Genomic DNA, 22,889 nt, shown 5'->3' with positions numbered 1-22,889 from the left:
TGCACTCTCCTTCCATTTGCTATTATAAATTGAATCGTACTACAAAGAAAGATTTCTCCCTTCTTCTTTTACGAAATACGTTTACAAAGAAAGAGAAGGTACCTCATAACGAGGTACCTCTTCTTATTTTAAAATATTAGCAATATATGTTTGAAGTTCTTCTACTTTCACTTCTACAGACTCGCCTGTAGCACGTACTTTCACTTCTACAATACCTTCATCCGCTTTTTTACCAACTGTAACACGAACTGGAAGGCCGAATAAATCTGCATCAGCAAATTTAACACCTGCACGTTCTGCACGATCATCTAATAACACTTCGTACCCTTGCTCTTGTAATGAGTTGTAGATGTTTTCACCCATTTCACGTTGTGCATCAGATTTCATGTTTACTGGAATTACATGCACATGGAACGGTGCGACAGCTTTAGGCCAAACTAAACCGCTCTCATCATTAAACTGCTCTGCAATTGCTGCCACTGTACGAGATACACCGATACCGTAACAACCCATAATAAGTGGTTGTGTTTTCCCGTTTTCATCTAGGAATGTTGCATTCATTGCTTCGCTATAACGAGTTCCTAATTTGAATACGTGACCTACTTCAATTCCGCGTGCGAAAAGAATTGTTCCGTTTCCGTCTGGAGATTGGTCTCCTTCTTGAATGAAGCGTAAATCTGTATATTGACTTACTTTAAAGTCACGTTCTGGATTTACATTTACATAATGGAATCCTTCTTCGTTCGCTCCTGAACATCCGTTGACAATTGTTGCTACAGCATGGTCAGCAATAATTTCGATATCACCTGTTACACCAATCGGTCCTAAAGAACCAACTTCACAGTTTAATAACTCTTTTACTTCTTCATGCGAAGCAAGCTCAACGACTGAAGCTCCGTATAGATTCTTCACTTTTACATCATTGACTTCATGATCGCCACGAACAAGTACAACTACTAGTTTCTCATCTACTTTAAACACCATAGATTTAATGCATTTTTCCGCTGCAATATTTAAGAATGCAGATACTTCTTCAATAGCCTTTTGATCCGGTGTTGCTACCTTTTCAAGTGCTTGTTCAGCATCATCACTTTTCGTATACGTAGCAACAACAGGAGCCATTTCAATATTTGCCGCATAATTAGATGTATCAGAATACGCAATTGTATCTTCACCTACATCAGATAATACCATAAATTCATGTGTATCTTTTCCACCCATTGCTCCCGAGTCAGCAATAACAGCACGGAAGTTCAAGCCACAACGAGCAAAAATGTTAGAGTATGCATTGTATAAGCGATCATACACTTCATCTAAGCTCTCTTGCGTAGCATGGAAAGAATATGCATCTTTCATTAGAAACTCTCTTCCACGTAATAGACCAAAACGAGGTCTTTGTTCGTCACGAAACTTTGTTTGGATTTGGTATAATGTTAACGGTAATTTTTTATATGATTTCACTTCATCACGTACAAGATCAGTAATTACTTCTTCGTGTGTAGCTCCTAATGCAAATTCACGAGCGTTACGATCTTTCATACGCATTAATTCAGATCCGTAAGAATACCAACGCCCTGACTCTTGCCATAATTCCGCAGCTTGCATAGCTGGCATTAATAATTCTACAGCTCCTGCACGCTCCATTTCTTCACGAACAATACGTTCTACTTTGTGTAATACTTTTAAACCAAATGGTAGAAAACTATAAATACCAGAAGCATTTTGACGCATAAACCCTGCGCGAAGTAATAATTGATGACTTTTAATTTCAGCATCAGCTGGAACTTCACGTAATGTAGGACTGAATACCATACTTTGTTTCATTTATTCGCACCTCTTCATTTTACTCTTACACGCAACAAAACCCCTCACCTCGAGTTAGGTGAGGGATTTTATTGTACGAGCTCTATTTCATTATAAACTTCTTCTTATTTTACAAGAAAAACTTACGGATGTCATTCCATGTTACAACTAACATAAGCAACATTAATAATGCAAATCCAATAAAGTGAACCATTCCTTCTTTTTGACGATCAATCGGTTTCCCTCTTAATGCCTCAATTAAGAAGAAGAACAAACGTCCACCGTCTAAAGCTGGAACTGGTAATAAATTAAATAAACCAAGGTTAATACTTAAAACTGCCGCTAAACTTAGTACACGCGTAAATCCATAATCTACAACTTGATCTGTTAGATTATAAATTCCTACTGGACCTGACAACTCATTAATAGAAAATTGACCAGTTACTAATTTCACAAGAGAATCAAAAATTAGTTTCGTCCATTCGTACGTTTGTTCAAAACCTGATTTAATAGAACCCATCACTGTTTTCTCTACAGGAGAGTAAACACCAATTCTACCAACTTCTTCTTTTCCTTCTTTATCAACCGTTGGCGTTACTTTCACATTAATCTGTTCACTATCACGCTTTACTTGTAACGTAATTTCTTTATTCGGGTTTTCACGTACAATGTTAACAACATCTTTCCATGCACTTGTGTTTTTCCCATCAATAGCTTGAATTGTATCATTTTCTTTTAATCCAGCTTGCTGTGCTGCACTATTATCCATTACTTTTCCGACCATTGGTTTATCAACGGGAACCCCTTGTACAAATCCAAGAATCACAAAAATAACAAATGCTAGAATAAAGTTCATTGCAGGACCTGCAAAAATTGTTAACGCGCGTTGACCCAATTTTTTAGAGCCAAACTGTCTGTTAAACGGAGCGATTTGGATTTCTTCTCCCGCAGATATGATACGAGCTTTTTCATTCACTCGGAATGTTTGCAGCTCTTCCTCGTACTCTTCATATCCCGAAATTGTAAGATTATGCTCCAAATCAGCTTGTTCGACTTCAATAACACGAACATTTGGATATTTTTCATATCCATCAAAAACTAATTTCACAGCTTCGTCTTTTTCATTTAGCACAAGGCCAACCTTTTTCCCTGGCTTTAATTCAACTGTGTCCGCATCCTCGCCAGCCATTCTTACATAGCCACCAAGGGGCAGTAATCGAATCGTATACACCGTTTCATTCTTTTCAAATGAGAATATTTTTGGACCAAAACCAATCGCAAACTCGCGGCATAAAATACCCGCTCTTTTTGCGAAATATAGATGCCCTAGCTCATGGAAAAATACGAGTGCACCGAAAATTAATATAAAGGCAATCGCTGTATTCAATTCCATAACCACCTTTGCTAAATTTGTTCCATCACAAACCGTCTTGTGGCTGCATCAATTTCCAGAATTTCCTCTAAGCTCGGACGTGCAATGACATTGTGATGGTTCATTGCTTTTTCAATGAGGTCTTCCACTGTTAAGAAACCAATTCTCTTTTGTAAAAAAGCTTCAACAGCTACTTCATTTGCAGCGTTCATTACAGCTGGCATACTTCCACCTGTTTTCCCAGCTTCATACGCAAAACGTAGACAACGGAAACGTTCTTGGTTCATTTTTTCAAAATGCAATGTTCCCATTTCCCATAAGTTTAACTGTTTTGTGTCTGAAAGAGGTAATCTATCAGGATATGTAAGCGCGTATTGAATTGGTACTCGCATATCAGGTGAGCCAAGCTGTGCCATTACACTACGATCTTCAAATTCAACCATAGAATGAATAATACTTTCTTTATGTAAAACAACATCAATTTGCTCATAAGGGATACCAAAAAGCCAATGTGCTTCAATTACTTCTAGTCCCTTATTCATCATTGTAGCAGAATCAATTGTAATTTTCGAACCCATTGACCAGTTTGGATGTCGAAGCGCATCTTCTACGGTCACATGATGCAATTCATCTCTCGTTTTATCACGGAAACTTCCGCCAGAAGCCGTTATAATGAGTCGAGAAATTCTTTTTTCATTTTCACCATTCAAGCATTGAAAAATAGCTGAATGTTCACTATCTACTGGAAGTAACGAAACATTATGTTTTCGTGCCGCTTCCATTACTAGATGCCCTGCAGTTACTAACGTTTCTTTATTTGCAATTCCAATTGTTTTTTCGCCTCAATTGCACGAAGTGTTGGTAACAACCCTACGCTACCTACAACGGCATTTACTAAAATCTCCGCATCTGGATGTAATGCTACTTCTAAAAGACCTTCACTACCATATACAATTTTTGTATTACCAGAAACAGCTTGTAATTTTATAACATCTTCTGCTCTTTGCACAGAAACAATTTGCGGAGAAAATTCTTGAATTACTTTTACTGCGTAGTCAATATTTTTCCCTACAGAAAAAGCAACGAGACGGAATTGGTCTGGGTGCGAGCGTAACACATCTAAAGTTTGTGTACCAATTGATCCGCTTGCACCTAATAAACTAATATTTTTCATGACTCCAACCCCTCGTTCATTTATTAATTGTATTGTAATAAGAAGTAGAGAATTGGTAACACAAATAACCAACTATCTGTTCGATCTAATATACCACCATGTCCAGGTAAAATTGTACCTGAATCCTTTACGCCATAATGACGTTTAAATGCAGACTGTACTAAATCACCAATTTGTCCAAAAATAGAAATGATAATCGTCAGCACAATTAAAATCCCTACATTTGCTTCAACTGGGAAGAACATATTGTAAACAAGTGCAACAACAACTCCACAAACAATACCGCCTAATGAACCTTCAATTGTTTTATTTGGACTAATTTCTGGCCACAACTTTCTTTTTCCTAATGCTTTTCCTACGAAATATGCGCCTGAATCAGTAGCCCATATAACAAATAATGCGCAAAACACATATTTAATTCCTAATATTCTCGTTTCATTTAAATATAAGAATCCCATTGCAACATATGTCGTTGCCATAAGTAAAAATGAAGCATTATCAAAAGTAAATGTATTCTTAGAAAGGACTGTATATGATAAAAGTAATAAAACAATCACAAACGTAATTTCTAATTTACCTAATCCAATCCACCTAAACAGTTCTGATGCACTACTTGGAACTAAAATAATCCATAATAATACCGCAGCTAAAACTGTTGGTACCGAAATAAGCGTAAGCTTGTTCATACGAATTAATTCATATAAACCTATAGAAGCAAGTGCATACACTAAAACCGTAAAAGGCACGCCACCGTAAATTACGATGGGAATGAATAGCGCGGCAGCAACCACTCCAGTAATAATTCTCTGTTTCACTACCAAACCCTCTCTTTCTACACGCCTCCGAATCTGCGCCCTCTATGTTGAAAGTCTGTAATCGCATTAAGCAAATGTTCTTCCGTAAAGTCTGGCCAATACACATCCGTAAACCAAAATTCCGAATATGCAATTTGCCATAACATGAAATTACTAATACGTAGCTCTCCGCTTGTACGAATTAACAACTCTGGATCAGGTAAAGAACTCGTCATTAAGTAGGAAGAAATCATTTCTTCACTTATCTCTTCAGCACGAATTTTTCCTTCCTCACTATCTTTCATCATATGTTGCACAGCAGAAACGATTTCATCTCGACTTCCATAGTTTAACGCGAAATTAAGAATTAATCCCGTATTCTCTTGCGTATCTTCCATGGCTTTTTCCATCGCTCTGCGTGTATGCGTAGGAAGACGATCTTTTTGCCCTATTACTCGGACTTGTACGTTTTCTTCAATCAATTCTGGTAAAAATGTACCTAAAAATTCTTCTGGAAGCCTCATTAAATAGTCAACTTCCTTTTTCGGTCTTTTCCAGTTCTCAGTTGAAAAAGCATAAAGAGTTAACACTTTCACATTAAGCTTACTTGCAAATTTTGTAATTTTCTTTACAACTTGCATGCCTTCATGATGTCCCGCAATACGAGGCATAGCTCTCCTCTTTGCCCATCTTCCATTGCCATCCATAATGATGGCAATATGTTCTGGTATATATCCTTTTTTCACTTCTTCAACGAGATGATCAAACGATGCGTCCTTTTACTTTTTAAAAAAGGAAAGTTTTTAAACATCATTCATACCCTCCAGCAAGCAGACGTATGCCTAAAAGTGTAAAAAGACCCCCTTAAGAAGAGGGTCATATTTGCGAAGTTATCGCTATTACACTTCCATGATTTCTTTTTCTTTGTTTTTTGCGATTTCGTCAACTTTTGCAATATATTTATCTGTTTCTTTTTGGATATCTTCAGTATATCCTCTTAAATCATCTTCCGTAATATCGCCAGCTTTTTCAAGCTTCTTAAGATCATCGTTACCGTCACGACGTACGTTACGAACCGCAACTTTTGCTTCTTCAGCATATTTTTTCACAACTTTTACAAGATCACGACGACGCTCTTCTGTTAATGCAGGGAATGCAATACGAATTACAGTTCCGTCATTAGAAGGGTTTAATCCTAAATCTGCTTTTAAAATTGCTTTTTCAATATCACCGATAGAAGTTTTATCATAAGGTTGAATTACAAGCAAACGTGCTTCTGGAACTGTAATGTTCGCTAATTGCACAACTGGTGTTGGTGCACCGTAGTAATCAACTTGTACCTTATCTAATACAGACGAGCTTGCACGACCAGCGCGAACTGTTGCTAATTCACGAGAATAAGCAGCAACTGCTTTTTCCATTTTTTCATTTGAAGACTTCAATACTTGTTGTCCCATATTTATTTCCCCCTTACAACTGTTCCAATATTTTCGCCTAAAACGGCACGTTTAATGTTACCTTTTTCCATAACTGAGAATACAATTAATGGAATATCATTGTCCATACATAAAGAAGAAGCTGTAGAATCCATTACACCTAAACCTTCTTTTAATACATCTAAGTAAGTAAGTGTTTCGTACTTCGTAGCAGTTGGATCAATAGATGGATCTGCACTATATACGCCATCTACATTATTTTTTGCCATTAAAATAACGTCCGCTTCGATTTCCGCTGCACGTAATGCTGCTGTCGTATCTGTAGAGAAGTATGGGTTACCAGTACCTGCGGCAAAGATAACAACACGTTTTTTCTCTAAGTGACGAATTGCTTTACGTCGAATGTAAGGCTCTGCCACTTGACGCATTTCAATTGAAGTTTGAACGCGAGTTTGAATTCCAATATTCTCTAAACTATCTTGAAGAGCTAGTGAATTCATAACTGTTGCTAACATGCCCATGTAATCTGCTCCTGCACGATCCATACCCATTTCGCTTCCAATTTTCCCACGCCAAATGTTACCGCCACCAACAACAACAGCAACCTCTACATCAAGTTCTGCAATTTCTTTCACTTGTTCCGCAACTGACTTAATAACAGCTGGGTTAATTCCAAATCCTTGCTCGCCAGCTAAAGCTTCTCCGCTCAGCTTTAAAACGACACGATTATATTTCGGTTTACTCATAATGAACCTCCAATTGCTTACATCTTTATTTTAAAAAAGGGAACACAATGTGTTCCCTAATCTGTATTAGTTGTTACCTTTTACTTGGTTCATTACTTCTTCAGCAAAGTTGTCTTCGCGTTTTTCGATACCTTCACCAACAGCGTAGCGAACGAATCCTTTTAATGTTCCGCCTTTAGACTCAACGAACTGACGAACTTTCATATCAGGGTTTTTAACGAATGCTTGGTCCAGTAAGCAAATCTCTTCGAAGAATTTGCCTAGACGGCCTTCAACCATTTTTGCAACGATTTTTTCAGGCTTGCCTTCGTTTAAAGCTTGTTGTGTTAATACTTGACGCTCATGCTCAACTTCTTCAGCAGTTACAGCATCGCGGTCGATGTATTTTGGGTTAACTGCTGCGATGTGCATTGCTACATCTTTAGCAGCAGCTTCGTCAGTAGAACCTTCAAGAACTGTTAATACACCAATACGTCCACCCATGTGTAGGTAAGCGCCGAATGCATCAGCATCAGTTTTTGATACGATTTCGAAACGACGAAGTGTAAGTTTTTCACCAATTTTAGCGATTGCTTCGTTGATGTGCTCTTCTACTGTTTTACCGCCTTCAATTGTTTGAGCCATAGCTTCTTCAACATTAGCTGGTTTGTTAGTTAATAAGTGAGCAGCTAATTCTTTAATTAAAGCTTGGAAACCTTCGTTTTTCGCAACGAAATCAGTTTCAGAGTTTAATTCTAAGATTAAACCGTCGTTACCGTTTGTTTCGATGAAAGTTAAACCTTCAGCAGCAATGCGGTCTGCTTTTTTAGCAGCTTTTGCAATACCCTTTTCACGTAAGAAGTCAATTGCCTTCTCCATGTCGCCATTTGTTTCAGTTAAAGCTTTTTTGCAGTCCATCATACCTGCGCCTGTTTTTTCACGAAGTTCTTTTACCATTTGTGCAGTGATTGCCATATTTTTCATCCTCCTAAAAATATGTATTTATACCTTTTTAAAAAAGGTGTTTATACCTTAAAAAAGGTGATAAAAGGCCGAACCCCTTATCACCTTTCCAAATTTGTTACGCAGTAACAGTTTCTTCACCTTGTTTTGCTTCAAGGATCGCGTCTGCCATTTTAGATGTAAGAAGTTTTACAGCACGAATTGCATCATCGTTTGCTGGGATAACGTGATCGATTTCGTCTGGATCACAGTTTGTATCAACGATACCGATGATTGGAATGTGTAATTTGCGTGCTTCAGCAACTGCAATACGCTCTTTACGAGGGTCTACTACGAATAATGCACTTGGAAGACCTTTCATATCTTTAATACCGCCTAAGAATTTCTCAAGACGCTCTAACTCTTTTTTAAGTTGAACAACTTCTTTCTTAGGAAGTACTTCGAAAGTACCATCTTCTTGCATTCTTTCGATGTCTTTAAGGCGCTTGATACGCTTTTGGATTGTTTGGAAGTTTGTTAAAGTTCCACCTAACCAACGTTGGTTAACGAAGTACATACCAGCACGAGTTGCTTCTTCTTTAATAGCTTCTTGTGCTTGTTTTTTAGTACCTACGAATAAAATGTCTCCACCTTCAGCAGCGATGTCGCGCATCGTTCTGTAAGCTTCCTCAACTTTTTTCACAGTTTTTTGTAAGTCGATGATGTAGATACCGTTACGCTCTGTGAAAATGTAACGCTTCATTTTTGGGTTCCAACGACGAGTTTGATGTCCGAAATGAACACCAGCTTCAAGCAATTGCTTCATAGAAATTACTGACATAATTTAGTTCCTCCTAAATGGTTTTTGATATCCTCCGTTTACTTCATCTCTAAGCGAAACTACAAACGTAGCACCAACACTTAAATCAGTAAACGTGTGTACTTTGTACTGACACCACTGCTTACTATATCATACTGAAATATTACAATCAAGTCGAAAATGCGAACAATGTAAAACTTTCTTTTTTTCACGCTCAAATTCTAGTATTCCCAACCTCCACTTCCTTTAAGCAAGGAGGTGAAGGCTAATTAATAGTTTTCTAATGGACGTTGTCATGACGCCTTACGTAAGCAAAATCATTCTCTTAAAAAACAAAAAAACTCTCCTCAGCCGAGGAGAGTTTTTATATAAATTAGTTTGTTTTTAATTTAGCAAGTTCCTGTAGAAACTTGTCGTTTAGTACTTTAATGTATGTTCCTTTCATACCTAAAGAACGAGACTCAATAACACCAGCACTTTCTAATTTACGTAGTGCATTTACGATTACAGAACGAGTAATTCCTACACGATCAGCAATTTTACTTGCAACAAGTAAACCTTCTGTTCCATTTAATTCTTCGAAGATATGCTCGATTGCTTCTAACTCACTGTAAGATAATGAGCTAATCGCCATTTGAACAACAGCTTTACTACGTGCTTCCTCTTCGATTTCTTCTGCTTTTTCACGTAAGATTTCCATACCTACTACAGTTGAACTGTATTCAGCAAGGATTAAATCATCGTCTAAGAACTCTTGACCAAGACGAGCTAACACTAATGTGCCTAGACGCTCACCGCCACCAACGATTGGTACGATTGTAGTTAAACCTTGACCGAATAATTCTCTATTTTCTACTGGGAATGCTGTGTAAGCACTGTTTACATCTAAGTTAGAAGATGTTTCTGTAATGTTGAATAAGCTTTGTGTGTATTCTTCCGGGAATTGACGCTCTGCAAGCATTTGTTTCATACGCTCATTCTCAATTTGTTGGTGAATTGCATAACCTAGTAATTTACCACGACGGCTTACTACGAATACGTTCGCTTCGATTACTTCACACATTGTGTCAGACATTTCTCTAAAGTTTACAGGCTTTCCTGCTGCGCTCTGTAATAACGCATTTAATTTTCTTGTTTTTGCTAATAATTCCATTTCAAAAGTTCCTCCTACATATTACTCACATATTTTTTCATCACTTGGAAACTAGGGCGAGTCACCTGATGACACAATTACAAAATAAACTGGCTCACATCTTTATTTTTAGCAATCGTTGCTAATTTCTCCTCAACGTATTGAGGTGTTATCGTTATTTTCTCTAACGTAATTTCAGATGCTTCAAACGATAAATCTTCAAGGAGCTTCTCCATAATCGTATGAAGTCTTCTTGCTCCAATATTATCTGTATCCTGATTAACTTGATAAGCAATCTCAGCAATCTTACGAATAGCTTCGTCTGAAAATTCAATTTCTATACCTTCAGTCGCTAATAAAGCCATATATTGTTTAATTAACGCATTGTCAGGCTCGATTAATATTTTAACAAAATCATCTGTCGATAATTTTGTTAATTCTACTCGAATCGGAAATCTCCCTTGCAATTCCGGAATTAAATCCGACGGTTTAGACATATGAAACGCTCCAGCTGCAACGAATAAAATATAATCCGTTTTTACTGATCCGTATTTTGTCGCAACATTCGATCCTTCTACAATTGGTAAAATGTCACGTTGCACACCTTCGCGTGATACATCTACGCTATTCGACTGCTTACCAGCAATTTTGTCAATTTCATCGATAAAAATAATCCCGAGCTGTTCAGCACGATAAACAGCCTCTTGTGTAACTTCATCCATATCAATTAAGCGCTGTGCTTCCTCATTTGTCAAGAGTTTTCTTGCTTCTTTTACAGAAAGTTTACGTTTTTTGTTTTTTTCGGCATAAAACTTCCTAATGCATCTTGGAAATTCATTCCCATTTGTTCCATGCCAGTTCCTTGTAACATATCGAACATGGAAGACTGTTGCTCAGTCACTTCAATCGATACAATTTCATCTTCAAGAAGTCCTGCAGCAAGCTTTCTTTCCACGTCTTGACGTTTCTTTTCGATTTCAACATCTTCCTGTGCATCAGATGTTTGATTCGAACTTTGAGCACCGCCAAATAGCATTTCTAATGGATTTTTAAATCCAGATTGTTTCTCCGGACTCGGCACTAAAATTTCAACAAGACGTTGGTTCGCTTGTTCTTCTGCTTTGTCTTGCACTTTAATTACCATTTCTTCTTTCACGATACGAACTGACGTTTCCACAAGGTCACGTACCATCGATTCTACATCTCTACCCACATATCCAACTTCTGTAAATTTCGTAGCTTCAACCTTAATAAAAGGTGCTCCAACGAGTTTCGCCATTCGTCGTGCTACCTCTGTTTTACCAACACCTGTCGGTCCAATCATTAAAATATTTTTAGGCGCAATTTCATCACGTAGATTTTCAGCTAATTTACTTCGACGATATCGATTTCTTAAAGCTACAGCAACCGCTTTCTTCGCATCTTTTTGACCGATAATGTATTGATCTAATTTTTCCACAATTTGACGCGGAGTAAAATGTAAATGCATATAAAATGCCTCCCTTACGATTCTACAATTCTTCCACAATTATATTGTGGTTCGTATAAACACAAATATCGCCAGCAATGTCTAAACTCGCTTTCGCAATTTCCTTCGCTGTTAAATGTTCACTTGCATATTGCTTTAAAGCACGACCTGCAGAAAGCGCATAATTCCCGCCAGATCCAATTGCTAAAATACCATCATCCGGTTCAATCACTTCTCCTGTACCTGAAACAAGAAGCATAGTTGTTTTATCCATGACAATGAGCATCGCTTCCAGCTGACGTAACATTTTGTCGCCACGCCATTGTTTTGCCATCTCAACTGCAGCACGCTGCAAATTGCCATTGTACTCTTCTAATTTCCCTTCAAACATTTCAAAAAGAGTAAATGCATCTGCAACTGAACCTGCAAAACCAGCTAAAACTTTCCCTTGGAAAAGTTTGCGGACTTTGCGAGCTGTATGCTTCATTACAACAGCATTTCCCATCGTCACTTGACCATCTCCAGCCATTGCACATTCTCCATTATGATGAACTGCAAATATCGTTGTAGCGTGGAAATTTCCCATAGAAAAAACTCCTTTATATGTTTTTATAGCTCTTAAAGCAATTTATGCCCTTGGGTGATGCTTCATGTAAACAGAACGCAATCTTTCTTTAGAGACATGCGTATAAATTTGTGTCGTCGACAAATTCTCATGGCCTAATAGCTCCTGGACAGTACGTAAATCCGCCCCTTCATCTAACATATGTGTAGCAAATGTATGCCTTAACATATGGGGACTTATCCGCATTGTCAGCGAAGCCTTTTTAATGAGTTCGTTTAAAACATAACGAACTCCACGACTTGTTAGCGGCGTACCTTTCGCATTTAAAAATACCATATGAGAGTCTTCATCAGTCTTATTAACTAACTGTTTTCTCCCATTCTCTATATAAGTAACTAAAGAATCTTGCGCATAGCTTCCGAACGGAATATACCTTTGTTTTTTTCCTTTTCCCATTACTAAAACTGTTCCCACCGCAAAGTCAATATCGGTAAGTTGTAAATTGACACATTCACTCACACGGATACCAGTCGCATACATCAACTCTAATAATGCTTGATTCCTTTGACCTAATGGTGTTTCCGCGTCAGAAACTTCAAATAATTCCTCTAATTCTTCAGCATATAAAAACTTTGGGATTGACAATTCTTTTTTGGGGAGTGACGCAAGTGCAAACGGATTATCTTTTTGATAACCTTCTCGCATCAAAAAACGATATAAACTTCGTAAGCTTGATACTTTTCTTGCGACAGATTTACGGGCTAACTTTTCATCGTGCAACGTCGTTAAGTATAAACGCACATCCGCGTATGTAACATCTAAAAAAGAGGATATGCCTTCTCGCTCCATAAATTGCACAAAATGTTCTAAATCATTTTGATAACTTGCAATTGTATATTTTGAATAATTTCTTTCAATTTGTAAATATCCTACGAATAATTGTAACAATTTCTTCACATTCACATAACTCACCTCAATAAAGGCTACTAAATCGTATCACAACTCAGTAGCCTTTGCAAGAAATTTAACTAAATATTTACAAAATTTTGAATTGTTTCTAAAGCGCGTGTAGCATACGCTTCATTTCGCTCTTGTTTCTTTTAATTTTCTTCTCTAACGGTGCAAATAGACCGAAGTTTGCATTCATTGGTTGGAAGTTTTTCGCATTAGTCGCTGTAATATAATTTGCCATACTTCCCATTGCCGTTACAGATGGTAGTACAACTGGCTCTTCACCTTTTACAAGTCGAGCAGCGTTAATACCTGCCAATAATCCTGATGCTGCTGATTCAACATATCCCTCTACTCCAGTCATTTGACCGGCGAAGAATAAATCATCGCGTTGTTTATATTGATATGTTGGACGAAGTAAGTTAGGCGAATTAATAAACGTATTACGATGCATTACACCATAACGTACAATTTCTGCGTTTTCTAGTCCTGGAATTAGCTGTAATACTTCTTTTTGTGGCCCCCACTTTAAATGTGTTTGGAAGCCTACAATATTGTATAACGTTCCTGCTGCATCATCTTGACGTAGCTGAACAACTGCATATGGTGTTTTTCCTGTTTTCGGATCTTCTAAACCAACAGGTTTCATCGGTCCAAATACTAACGTCTGTCTTCCTCTACTTGCCATAACTTCTACTGGCATACAACCTTCAAAGAAAATTTCTTTTTCAAATTCTTTTAAAGGCACTGTCTCAGCAGCAATTAATGCTTCATAAAAGCGATCAAATTCTTCTTCTGTCATTGGACAGTTTAAATATGCAGCTTCACCTTTATCATAACGAGATTTTAAATATACTTTATTCATATCAATGCTGTCTTTCTCAACAATTGGTGCTGCAGCATCATAGAAATAAAAATAATCTTCACCTGTTAATTCTTTTAATTGTGCAGCAAGATCAGGAGACGTAAGTGGACCTGTCGCGATAACAGTAGGTCCTTCTGGAATTTCAGTGATTTCTTCATTCATCACAGTTACGTTTGGATGATTTTTCACATACTCGGTTACCTTTGCCGCAAATTCATGACGATCTACAGCTAAAGCTCCTCCTGCTGGTACAGAGCACTCATCAGCTGCACGAATAATAACAGAGTCCATTAGGCGCATCTCTTCTTTAATAACACCAACAGCATTTGTTAATGTGTTTGCGCGAAGCGAGTTACTGCATACTAGCTCTGCAAATTTATCTGTGTGATGAGCTGGCGTTTGCCTTACTGGTCTCATTTCATATAATCTTACTTGGACACCACGTTTTGCAATTTGATAAGCTGCTTCGCTTCCTGCAAGACCTGCGCCAATGACGTTTACTACTTGTGTTGTCATATATATCACCTTTCCTTTTCTTCCCGAAAAAAATGTGAGCAGTTACGCTCACATTTGTTGTTCTTCTTCATAATCACACGAAATACATTGTACTTGCACGCCTTTTTTCAACTTCTTCTCTACAAGCATACCTTCGCACTTCGGACATTTACGGCCAATTGGCTTATCCCAAGATACAAAGTCACACTCTGGATACGTACCGCACCCATAGAAAAGACGTTTCTTTTTATTACTTCGACGTTCAATAATCTGTCCTTTATCACACTTCGGACAAGTAACACCGATTTCTTTCACAATCGGCTTTGTATTACGACAATCAGGGAAATTCGAACATGCCATAAACTTCCCGTATTTACCCATTTTAAAGACCATTGGGTGCTCACATAATTCACAGTCTTCCCCAGCTGGTTCATCTTTAATTTCCACTTCACGCATTTCTTTTTCCGCTTTCTCTAAGCGCGGTTCAAATTCTACGTAGAAATCATCAACAATTTTCACCCAATTCGCATTTCCTTCTTCTACTTCATCAAGGCTTTGCTCCATATTGGCAGTAAATTCAATGTTAATAATTTCCGGGAAAAACTCTAAAATAAGTTCGATTACTATTCCACCAAGTTCAGTCGGAACGAAGCGTTTATTATCTAAACCAACGTATCCACGTTTTTGAATCGTTTCAAGTGTCGGTACATATGTAGAAGGTCTCCCAATTCCAAGTTCCTCAAGTGTTCTTACTAGACGAGCCTCTGTATAACGCGGCGGAGGTTGTGTGAAATGTTGCTTCGGTTCTATATCTTTTGAAAATACAGTTTCCCCTACTTCTAAAAGTGGCAACATTTTATCTTTTTCTTCCGCACCATCATCTTTCGACTCTACATACACTTTCATAAATCCTGGAAACTTTACAACCGATCCACTTGCACGGAACTGAACATTGTTATTAATGAGTTTCGCTGTAACAGTATCCATTATAGCAGATGCCATTTGACTTGCAACAAATCGCTCCCAAATCAGTTTATACAAACGTAATTGATCACGACCTAAGAAACTTTTTAGTTCCTCTGGCTTTCTCATTACCGAAGTAGGACGAATCGCCTCATGCGCATCTTGTGCATTCGACTTTTTCGTTTCTTTCTTCTTCTCTGTCCCTATGTATTCCGCACCAAACGAGTCTGTAATATAAGCACGAGCCTCTGTTTGAGCTGTTTCTGAGATCCTTGTTGAATCGGTTCTCATATACGTAATAAGACCTACAGTCCCTTGCTTTCCAAGATCTATCCCTTCATACAATTGCTGCGCAAGCATCATTGTTTTCTTTGCTCGCATATTTAATTTACGTGCAGCTTCTTGTTGCAAGGAAGATGTTGTAAACGGTAATGCCGGATTACGCTTTCGCTCTTTTCGCGTTACATTTTCAACCGAAAACGCATTATCTTTCATCTTTTCGATTATTTCGTTCACTTGTTCTTCGTTCGTTAATTGAACTTTTTCACCATCTACACCGTAAAAGCTTGCTTCAAATGTGTCTTTACCTTTCACAAATTCTGTTTTAATTGTCCAGAATTCTTCAGGTTCAAAGTTTTGAATTTCTTTTTCACGTTCGATAATTAGACGAACTGCTACAGATTGTACACGTCCTGCACTTAATCCTTTTTTTACTTTCTTCCATAATAAAGGACTAATATTGTAACCAACAAGACGATCGAGTATACGCCTTGCTTGTTGCGCATCTACTAAATCCATATTAATTGCCCGAGGATGTTTAAATGATTCTTTTATTGCATCTTTTGTAATCTCATTAAATACCACTCGACAATCTGATTCAACGTCCACATTTAACGTATTCGCTAAATGCCAAGCAATTGCTTCCCCTTCGCGGTCTGGATCGGCCGCGAGATAGACTTTCTTTGCTTTTTTTGCCGCTGATTTTAAATCTTTTAAAACGGGACCTTTACCACGAATGGTAATATACTTCGGGGTGAAGTTATTCTTTACTTCTATCCCCATTTGGCTTTTAGGTAAATCGCGAACATGTCCCATGGACGCAACGACTTTGTATTTTTTCCCTAAATATTTCTCAATGGTCTTCGCCTTAGAAGGCGACTCCACGATTACGAGGTAATCTGACATGCTAGTGCCTCCTTAAGAGGTGGATTCAAGTCTTCATCAATCTTATTGATTTCTCTTGTTTTTGTCAATCAAGAATGAATATACCATACAGTGACAATCTACCATTTGTCAATAATTGTTTAATAAAAACATAAAAATATAAGGCTAATTTATAATTTCCTCCAGGATATCTTCTGCATTTCGTACTAATTTTGCACCTTGTTGAATAAGATAATTCGTTCCTGATGCACTATCTATAAATATTGGTCCAGGAAGGGCAAATACCTCTCTATTTTGCTCTAATGCAAGGTCTGCAGTAATAAGTGATCCACTTCTCGATTTTGCTTCTACAACTAAAACCCCTTTACTTATTCCACTAATAATTCGATTTCTTTTTGGAAAATACCATTTTTTCGGTGCATAATGCGGAGGATACTCTGTCAATAACAATATATAGTCTTTCCACGTGTCATATAAACGTCTATTCTCTTTCGGATACATATAAGATAATCCATGTCCTAAGATTGCAATAGTCGGGCAATGCTGACTTACTGTAACTTCGTGAGCAATTGTATCTATCCCTCTTGCAAACCCACTAACAATAAGCCATTCCTTTTCAAGTAAAGGGTGTAAAATAAATTTCATACTCTTCTTTCCGTATAAAGACGGATCTCTCGTCCCAACAATCGCTAATTTATTTACTTTACTAAGAAAATCCCTCTCCCCTTTTCCATATAAAACAAAAGGGGGGTCTTGTATTTCTCGCAATAATTTTGGATAATCCTCATCCCATATAGTCATATAAAACATTCGATTTTTTTCTAAATAGGAGATATATTGCGGGAGACTTGCATTCTGAAGAAAATTTACTAGTTCTGAAGATTTTTTCGAGGATATTCCAGCGTAATGTTCAAATTGCTTTGCACTAAACGTGTACATCCTATTCAATTCCGGATCAACATATAGTATCCTCTCCATCGCTTTCCAATGATCTGCCAACACGTAATGTAGGTGCAATAATCGTTCTCTTTTCATCTTAATTCTCCTTACCCATAATTTTTATTATGTAAACAGGAAAAGTGTAAAAAGACACCCTCAAATAAGAAGGTGTCTTTCAAAAAGATTAATAGTTTTTACAAGTTTCAAATAATCCCTTTTCTTTTAAAACAGAGATTAATGTTTCACCCATAACAGCTGGCGTTTCAGCTACTTTAATACCACAAGCTTCCATTGTTTTAATCTTTTCCGCAGCAGTTCCTTTACCGCCAGAAATGATTGCACCGGCATGGCCCATACGTTTACCTTCAGGCGCAGTTTGGCCACCAATGAAGCCGACAACTGGTTTTGTCATATTAGCTTTTACCCACTCAGCTGCTTCTTCTTCTGCCGTACCGCCGATTTCACCAATCATAATTACAGCATGTGTTTCTTCATCTTCATTAAATGCTTTTAACGCATCAATAAAGTCTGTACCGTTAACAGGGTCCCCACCGATACCTACAGCAGTAGATTGGCCAATACCTTCTTGTGTTAACTGATGTACAGCTTCATACGTTAATGTACCAGAGCGAGATACGATACCCACATGACCTTTTTTATGAATGTATCCTGGCATAATACCAATTTTACATTCATCAGGTGTAATGACACCAGGACAGTTTGGTCCAAGTAAACGTGTATGTTTACCTGCCATATATCTCTTTACATTTACCATATCTAATACAGGGATTCCTTCAGTAATACATACTACTAAATCAATCTTTGCATCAACTGCTTCCATAATTGCATCAGCCGCAAAAGCGGGTGGAACGTATACAACTGAAGCATTTGCGCCTGTTGCTTTCACTGCATCTTCTACAGTATCAAATACTGGTACACCTTCAATATCAGTGCCACCTTTACCTGGCGTTACACCACCGACAATTTTCGTACCGTATTCAATCATTTGTTTTGTATGGAATAATCCTTGAGAACCTGTAATACCTTGAACAATAACTTTTGTATCTTTATTAACTAATACGCTCATTTTTCTCCCCCGCTTTCTATTAGCCCACTAGTGAAACAATTTTTTGTGCACCGTCTGCCATAGATTCTGCTGCAACAATATTTAAGCCAGACTCATTTAAAATCTTCTTACCTAACTCTACGTTTGTACCTTCAAGACGTACAACTAAAGGTAACTCAAGACCTACTTGCTTCGTTGCTTCAATAACACCTTCTGCAATAACATCACACTTCATAATGCCACCAAAAATGTTAACAAAGATACCTTTTACATTTTTGTCAGAAAGGATAATTTTGAATGCTTCTGTAACTTTTTCAGCTGTTGCGCCGCCACCAACATCTAAGAAGTTAGCTGGGTCACCATGGTAATGCTTAATGATATCCATTGTAGCCATTGCTAAACCTGCACCATTAACCATACAACCGATATTTCCATCTAAAGGAATGTAGTTTAAGTCATATTTAGAAGCTTCAATTTCTTTTGAATCTTCTTCATCAAGGTCACGAAGTTCTAAAATGTCTTTATGGCGATATAACGCATTAGAATCAAAGTTTAATTTCGCATCTAAAGCCATAACTTTACCGTCACCTGTTGTAACAAGTGGATTAATCTCAGCGATAGAGCAATCTTTTTCGATAAACGCACTATATAAGCCCATCATAAACTTCACAGCTTGTCCTACAAGCTCTTTTGGAATATTGATGTTAAACGCGATTCGACGTGCTTGGAAACCTTGTAAACCTACTGCTGGATCAATATATTCTTTAAAGATTTTTTCAGGTGTTTTTTCTGCTACTTCTTCAATTTCTGTTCCACCTTCTTCAGATGCCATTAAAACAACTTGAGAAGTTGCACGATCTAACACAAGACCTACATAATATTCTTTTTTAATATCGCAACCTTCTTCGATAAGTAAGCGTTTTACTTCCTTACCTTCAGGACCTGTTTGATGCGTCACAAGTGTAGTTCCTAAAATGCTTTCTGCATATGTACGAACTTCTTCTAAATTTTTCGCAACTTTTACTCCGCCAGCTTTGCCGCGTCCACCAGCGTGAATTTGCGCTTTAACTACACATACTTCCGTTCCTAATTCTTTAGCTGCTTCTACAGCTTCTTCTACTGTAAATGCAACCTTCCCGTTCGGAACGCTAACCCCATAGCTTCTAAGGACTGCCTTACCTTGGTACTCATGGATATTCATGGTCCCATCCTCCCCTGTTTTCCTGTTTTACTCGAAAAGTTTTTTAATGTTTAAAAAACATCACATTGCCATTGTATAAGATGATTGGCACGCTGTCTACAATAAAGTGTCAGAAAACTGAAATCGCTTTATTCTTTTTTAAAAATAATAATGTTCATATACCAAAATAAAAAAATAAGCTGTATATTCACAGCTTATTTTTAAATCATATCTTTAATTGGCGCAAATGATTTCCGATGTTCCTCTAACACTCCATGTGATTCAATCGCTTCTAAATGCTGTTTCGTCCCATATCCCATATGTTGTTCAAATCCATATGCAGGATACTTTTTACCTAACTCTTTCATCATACGATCTCTTGTCACTTTCGCAATAATAGATGCAGCTGAAATAGATATACTTTTCGCATCACCTTTAATAATTGATGTTTGCGGAATTGATGTAGGCAACTTCATCGCATCGATTAATAAATATTCTGGTGTACATGATAAATTGGCAACTGCATCTAACATCGCTTGCTTCGTTGCTTGATAAATATTGATTTCATCAATAATTTGTGGTGATACAATTCCAACTCCAATTGCAATTGCATGCTCTTTAATTTCATCATAAAAACGCTCTCGTTTCGCTTCACTCAACTTTTTCGAGTCATTTAACCCTGGAATATAAAACTCTTCTGGAAGGACAACAGCAGCCGTCACAACAGGTCCAGCTAACGGTCCTCGTCCCACTTCATCAATGCCAGCAATATACGTGATTCCTTTTTCACGCAAAGCATGTTCATACTTAGACATTTCTAGAAATTTTTCTTTTTCCTTGTGTGCTAACTCTTTTTGTTTATACCACTTCAAAATTAACTTTTGAACACCTTTTCTCTCGTCTTTCACTAACATTTGAAAACGCTCATCTTCTTCATTTATAATTTCTTGTAGCAAACATTCGGCTTCTTGTATAGTCATTTTTTGCATCTATCTATACTCCTTTTTAAACGTATCCAAAAAGAAAAGACGCACAAACGCACGTCTTATACTTCTTCTACTTTTTCCACATCTTCTACCTGCTCTGCAAACTCTTCTGGTGTTTCAAACGTCATTTTTCCAAGTTTACCACCACGAAGCTCACGAAGTATAAGTTCAGATGTTTTATCATAATCAATCATACCGCCACCCATTAGGCAACCTCTGTTTTTTCCGATTGCATCAAATAACTCCACAATATCTTCTGGAATGTCATTTAAATTATATCGCTCTTTTAATCGTTCTGGATAATGTTTCTCCATAAAACGTAATGCATAAACAGCTACATCTTGTAGATTCAAAATAGAGTCTTTAATTGCACCAGTCGTAGCTAGACGTAAACCAACTAATTGATCTTCAAATTTAGGCCACAAAATACCTGGTGTATCAAGTAGCTCCATTTCTTTTCCAACTTTAATCCACTGCTGAGCTGTAGTTACTCCAGGACGATCTCCTGTTTTCGCGATATTCTTCTTCGCTAATTTATTAATCAAAGTAGATTTTCCAACATTTGGAATACCCACAATTAAAGCACGAATCGCTCTCGGTCTAATACCTTTAGCAACCATTTTATCAAATTTTTCTTTAACAAGTATTTTACAAGCTGCTGCAATTTCTTTCATACCTTGTCCAGCTTGCGCGTTAATTGAAATTGCCTTATGGCCCTTTTCTTTAAAATACGCGATCCATTGTTTCGTTAAACGATCATCTGCCATATCCGCCTTATTTAAAACAACCAGTCTCGGTTTATGTGTAATAATTTCATCAATCATCGGATTTCGAGAAGATAAAGGTAATCGAGCATCTACAAGCTCAATTACAACATCGATTAACTTTAATTTTTCTGTTACTTGGCGTCTAGCCTTTGCCATATGTCCTGGGAACCATTGAATTGCCATGTTGCCACCTTCTTTTTCTGTTATTTCACAATACGTGCATCTTTTAACGGCCAATACAACATATTTGCATTACCAATTACTTGGTCCACTGAAATTGTACCAATTGTCCGGCTATCTTTACTAAAACGGCGATTATCACCTAAAACAAATAATTGACCTTCTGGGACAGTTTTCTTTCCAGTCATTTCTTCCAGAGTAAAATCATATGTAAGCGGTCCGTCAGAAATTTGTTTTTTCTGTTTGTCTAAGTATGGCTCCTCATAAGCTTTTCCATTAACGTATAGTTTATCATTACGATATTCGATTTCATCGCCTGGTAGGCCAATAATACGCTTAATATAATCTTTTTCTTCCGTCGCTCGAAATACAATAATATCAAAGCGCTTCGGATCACCTATGTGATAACCTATTTTATTAACAATCATTCGATCACGGTCATGTAAAGTTGGTGACATCGATACACCATCTACGAGAATTGGCGCAAAGAAAAACTGTCTAATAACGCCCGCTAATACAATTGCAATCAAAATTGCTTTGATCCATTCCCAAAGTGAACTCTTTTCTTTCTTCATGCATTTCCCCTCCACAGTTATGTAAGCTGCTCGTATTATATCAAAATTTTATATAGATTGGAAAAAGGGAGCTTGCGCATTTACAAGCTCCCATACATGTCTTATCGAATTTCTTTAATACGTGCTTTTTTACCGCGAAGGTTACGTAAGTAGTATAACTTAGCACGACGTACTTTACCACGGCGAAGTACTTCGATGTTCGCGATTCTTGGCGTGTGAACTGGGAATGTACGCTCAACACCTACGCCGTAAGAAATCTTACGAACTGTGAATGTTTCACTGATTCCGCCACCACGACGTTTGATTACAACACCTTCGAAAAGCTGAATTCTTTCACGAGTTCCCTCAACTACTTTTACGTGTACACGTAAAGTGTCTCCAGGACGGAATGAAGGAAGGTCAGTTTTTAATTGGCCTTTTGTAATTTCTGCGATTAATTGTTGCATATTAAATTCTCTCCTTTAAACAGATGCTCTTATAAAGTCTTAATAAATTACAGCGGAACATCGTTAATACGGCTACTGATT

18 protein-coding genes and 4 pseudogenes are annotated in these 22,889 nt (G+C 37.4%); all 22 read right to left on the bottom strand.

The window, feature by feature from the left end; all coding sequences use genetic code 11:
• Nucleotides 1-123: 123 nt before the first annotated feature.
• The 22 genes and pseudogenes from CDB3_RS05430 to rplS all read right to left on the bottom strand — a co-directional run bounded on the left by CDB3_RS05430 (nucleotide 124) and on the right by rplS (nucleotide 22,808).
• Complete coding sequence (locus CDB3_RS05430) at nucleotides 124-1,824, bottom strand: proline--tRNA ligase (protein WP_128853693.1); 1,701 nt, start codon at nucleotides 1,822-1,824, stop codon at nucleotides 124-126.
• 109 nt (nucleotides 1,825-1,933) lie between these two features.
• Nucleotides 1,934-3,190: an RIP metalloprotease RseP gene (gene rseP, locus CDB3_RS05425; RefSeq protein WP_128853748.1), complete on the bottom strand. Its 1,257-nt coding sequence runs from the start codon at nucleotides 3,188-3,190 to the stop codon at nucleotides 1,934-1,936.
• Between the two features lie 17 nt (nucleotides 3,191-3,207).
• Nucleotides 3,208-4,349: pseudogene (dxr, locus tag CDB3_RS05420) on the bottom strand (1-deoxy-D-xylulose-5-phosphate reductoisomerase).
• Between the two features lie 23 nt (nucleotides 4,350-4,372).
• Entirely contained in the window at nucleotides 4,373-5,164 is a 792-nt protein-coding gene (gene cdsA, locus CDB3_RS05415; RefSeq protein WP_128853692.1) for a phosphatidate cytidylyltransferase, read from the bottom strand.
• Nucleotides 5,165-5,181: 17 nt separating this feature from the next.
• Nucleotides 5,182-5,957: pseudogene (gene uppS, locus CDB3_RS05410) on the bottom strand (isoprenyl transferase).
• 85 nt (nucleotides 5,958-6,042) lie between these two features.
• Complete coding sequence (frr, locus tag CDB3_RS05405; protein ID WP_000531504.1) at nucleotides 6,043-6,600, bottom strand: ribosome recycling factor; 558 nt, start codon at nucleotides 6,598-6,600, stop codon at nucleotides 6,043-6,045.
• Between the two features lie 2 nt (nucleotides 6,601-6,602).
• Nucleotides 6,603-7,325, bottom strand: a complete 723-nt coding sequence (pyrH, locus tag CDB3_RS05400) for a UMP kinase (protein WP_000042662.1) — start codon at nucleotides 7,323-7,325, stop codon at nucleotides 6,603-6,605.
• A gap of 66 nt (nucleotides 7,326-7,391) precedes the next feature.
• Nucleotides 7,392-8,279: a translation elongation factor Ts gene (gene tsf, locus CDB3_RS05395; protein ID WP_097830965.1), complete on the bottom strand. Its 888-nt coding sequence runs from the start codon at nucleotides 8,277-8,279 to the stop codon at nucleotides 7,392-7,394.
• Nucleotides 8,280-8,385: 106 nt separating this feature from the next.
• Entirely contained in the window at nucleotides 8,386-9,087 is a 702-nt protein-coding gene (rpsB, locus tag CDB3_RS05390; protein WP_000111485.1) for a 30S ribosomal protein S2, read from the bottom strand.
• A 352-nt stretch (nucleotides 9,088-9,439) separates the two neighbouring features.
• Nucleotides 9,440-10,219, bottom strand: a complete 780-nt coding sequence (codY, locus tag CDB3_RS05385) for a GTP-sensing pleiotropic transcriptional regulator CodY (protein WP_000421290.1) — start codon at nucleotides 10,217-10,219, stop codon at nucleotides 9,440-9,442.
• Between the two features lie 77 nt (nucleotides 10,220-10,296).
• Nucleotides 10,297-11,687 (bottom strand): annotated as a pseudogene (gene hslU, locus CDB3_RS05380) (ATP-dependent protease ATPase subunit HslU).
• Between the two features lie 22 nt (nucleotides 11,688-11,709).
• Entirely contained in the window at nucleotides 11,710-12,252 is a 543-nt protein-coding gene (hslV, locus tag CDB3_RS05375; RefSeq protein ID WP_000526270.1) for an ATP-dependent protease proteolytic subunit HslV, read from the bottom strand.
• A gap of 42 nt (nucleotides 12,253-12,294) precedes the next feature.
• Nucleotides 12,295-13,194: a tyrosine recombinase XerC gene (gene xerC / locus CDB3_RS05370; RefSeq protein WP_097830964.1), complete on the bottom strand. Its 900-nt coding sequence runs from the start codon at nucleotides 13,192-13,194 to the stop codon at nucleotides 12,295-12,297.
• A gap of 65 nt (nucleotides 13,195-13,259) precedes the next feature.
• Nucleotides 13,260-14,563: pseudogene (gene trmFO / locus CDB3_RS05365) on the bottom strand (FADH(2)-oxidizing methylenetetrahydrofolate--tRNA-(uracil(54)-C(5))-methyltransferase TrmFO).
• Nucleotides 14,564-14,611: 48 nt separating this feature from the next.
• Entirely contained in the window at nucleotides 14,612-16,690 is a 2,079-nt protein-coding gene (gene topA, locus CDB3_RS05360; protein WP_128853690.1) for a type I DNA topoisomerase, read from the bottom strand.
• A gap of 144 nt (nucleotides 16,691-16,834) precedes the next feature.
• Nucleotides 16,835-17,704 carry a DNA-processing protein DprA gene (gene dprA / locus CDB3_RS05355; RefSeq protein ID WP_128853689.1) on the bottom strand — a complete coding sequence of 290 codons (870 nt, stop codon included), beginning with the start codon at nucleotides 17,702-17,704 and terminating at the stop codon, nucleotides 16,835-16,837.
• Between the two features lie 88 nt (nucleotides 17,705-17,792).
• A complete protein-coding gene (gene sucD / locus CDB3_RS05350; RefSeq protein ID WP_000115185.1) occupies nucleotides 17,793-18,695 on the bottom strand; it encodes a succinate--CoA ligase subunit alpha in 903 nt (300 codons plus the stop codon).
• Between the two features lie 19 nt (nucleotides 18,696-18,714).
• Nucleotides 18,715-19,875, bottom strand: a complete 1,161-nt coding sequence (gene sucC, locus CDB3_RS05345; protein WP_001020797.1) for an ADP-forming succinate--CoA ligase subunit beta — start codon at nucleotides 19,873-19,875, stop codon at nucleotides 18,715-18,717.
• Nucleotides 19,876-20,075: 200 nt separating this feature from the next.
• The gene (locus tag CDB3_RS05340; RefSeq protein ID WP_128853688.1) at nucleotides 20,076-20,843 is read right to left on the bottom strand and encodes a ribonuclease HII; all 768 of its coding nucleotides are present in this window, start codon (nucleotides 20,841-20,843) and stop codon (nucleotides 20,076-20,078) included.
• 56 nt (nucleotides 20,844-20,899) lie between these two features.
• Nucleotides 20,900-21,790 (bottom strand): ribosome biogenesis GTPase YlqF, encoded by an 891-nt coding sequence (ylqF, locus tag CDB3_RS05335; protein WP_001007645.1) that lies wholly within the window; start codon nucleotides 21,788-21,790, stop codon nucleotides 20,900-20,902.
• Between the two features lie 20 nt (nucleotides 21,791-21,810).
• Nucleotides 21,811-22,362 carry a signal peptidase I gene (gene lepB / locus CDB3_RS05330; RefSeq protein ID WP_000711850.1) on the bottom strand — a complete coding sequence of 184 codons (552 nt, stop codon included), beginning with the start codon at nucleotides 22,360-22,362 and terminating at the stop codon, nucleotides 21,811-21,813.
• A gap of 101 nt (nucleotides 22,363-22,463) precedes the next feature.
• On the bottom strand, nucleotides 22,464-22,808 hold the full coding sequence (gene rplS / locus CDB3_RS05325) for a 50S ribosomal protein L19 (RefSeq protein WP_001186517.1): 345 nt from the start codon (nucleotides 22,806-22,808) through the stop codon (nucleotides 22,464-22,466).
• Nucleotides 22,809-22,889: the final 81 nt, after the last annotated feature.

The organism is Bacillus sp. CDB3 (assembly GCF_002081505.1).
GTDB classification, from domain to species: domain Bacteria; phylum Bacillota; class Bacilli; order Bacillales; family Bacillaceae_G; genus Bacillus_A; species Bacillus_A cereus_AT.
Note: the sequence above shows the minus strand (reverse complement) of the source record. Positions and strands in the feature narration are given on the sequence as shown.

Coding starts and splice junctions, on each gene's coding strand:
- CDB3_RS05430 (WP_128853693.1), bottom strand. CDS start 1,824: ATGAAACAAAGTATGGTATTCAGTCCTACATTACGTGAAGTTCCAGCT.
- frr (WP_000531504.1), bottom strand. CDS start 6,600: ATGGGACAACAAGTATTGAAGTCTTCAAATGAAAAAATGGAAAAAGCA.
- pyrH (WP_000042662.1), bottom strand. CDS start 7,325: ATGAGTAAACCGAAATATAATCGTGTCGTTTTAAAGCTGAGCGGAGAA.
- tsf (WP_097830965.1), bottom strand. CDS start 8,279: ATGGCAATCACTGCACAAATGGTAAAAGAACTTCGTGAAAAAACAGGC.
- rpsB (WP_000111485.1), bottom strand. CDS start 9,087: ATGTCAGTAATTTCTATGAAGCAATTGCTTGAAGCTGGTGTTCATTTC.
- codY (WP_000421290.1), bottom strand. CDS start 10,219: ATGGAATTATTAGCAAAAACAAGAAAATTAAATGCGTTATTACAGAGC.
- hslV (WP_000526270.1), bottom strand. CDS start 12,252: ATGGGAAATTTCCACGCTACAACGATATTTGCAGTTCATCATAATGGA.
- topA (WP_128853690.1), bottom strand. CDS start 16,690: ATGTCAGATTACCTCGTAATCGTGGAGTCGCCTTCTAAGGCGAAGACC.
- dprA (WP_128853689.1), bottom strand. CDS start 17,704: ATGAAAAGAGAACGATTATTGCACCTACATTACGTGTTGGCAGATCAT.
- sucD (WP_000115185.1), bottom strand. CDS start 18,695: ATGAGCGTATTAGTTAATAAAGATACAAAAGTTATTGTTCAAGGTATT.
- sucC (WP_001020797.1), bottom strand. CDS start 19,875: ATGAATATCCATGAGTACCAAGGTAAGGCAGTCCTTAGAAGCTATGGG.
- CDB3_RS05340 (WP_128853688.1), bottom strand. CDS start 20,843: ATGCAAAAAATGACTATACAAGAAGCCGAATGTTTGCTACAAGAAATT.
- ylqF (WP_001007645.1), bottom strand. CDS start 21,790: ATGGCAATTCAATGGTTCCCAGGACATATGGCAAAGGCTAGACGCCAA.
- lepB (WP_000711850.1), bottom strand. CDS start 22,362: ATGAAGAAAGAAAAGAGTTCACTTTGGGAATGGATCAAAGCAATTTTG.
- rplS (WP_001186517.1), bottom strand. CDS start 22,808: ATGCAACAATTAATCGCAGAAATTACAAAAGGCCAATTAAAAACTGAC.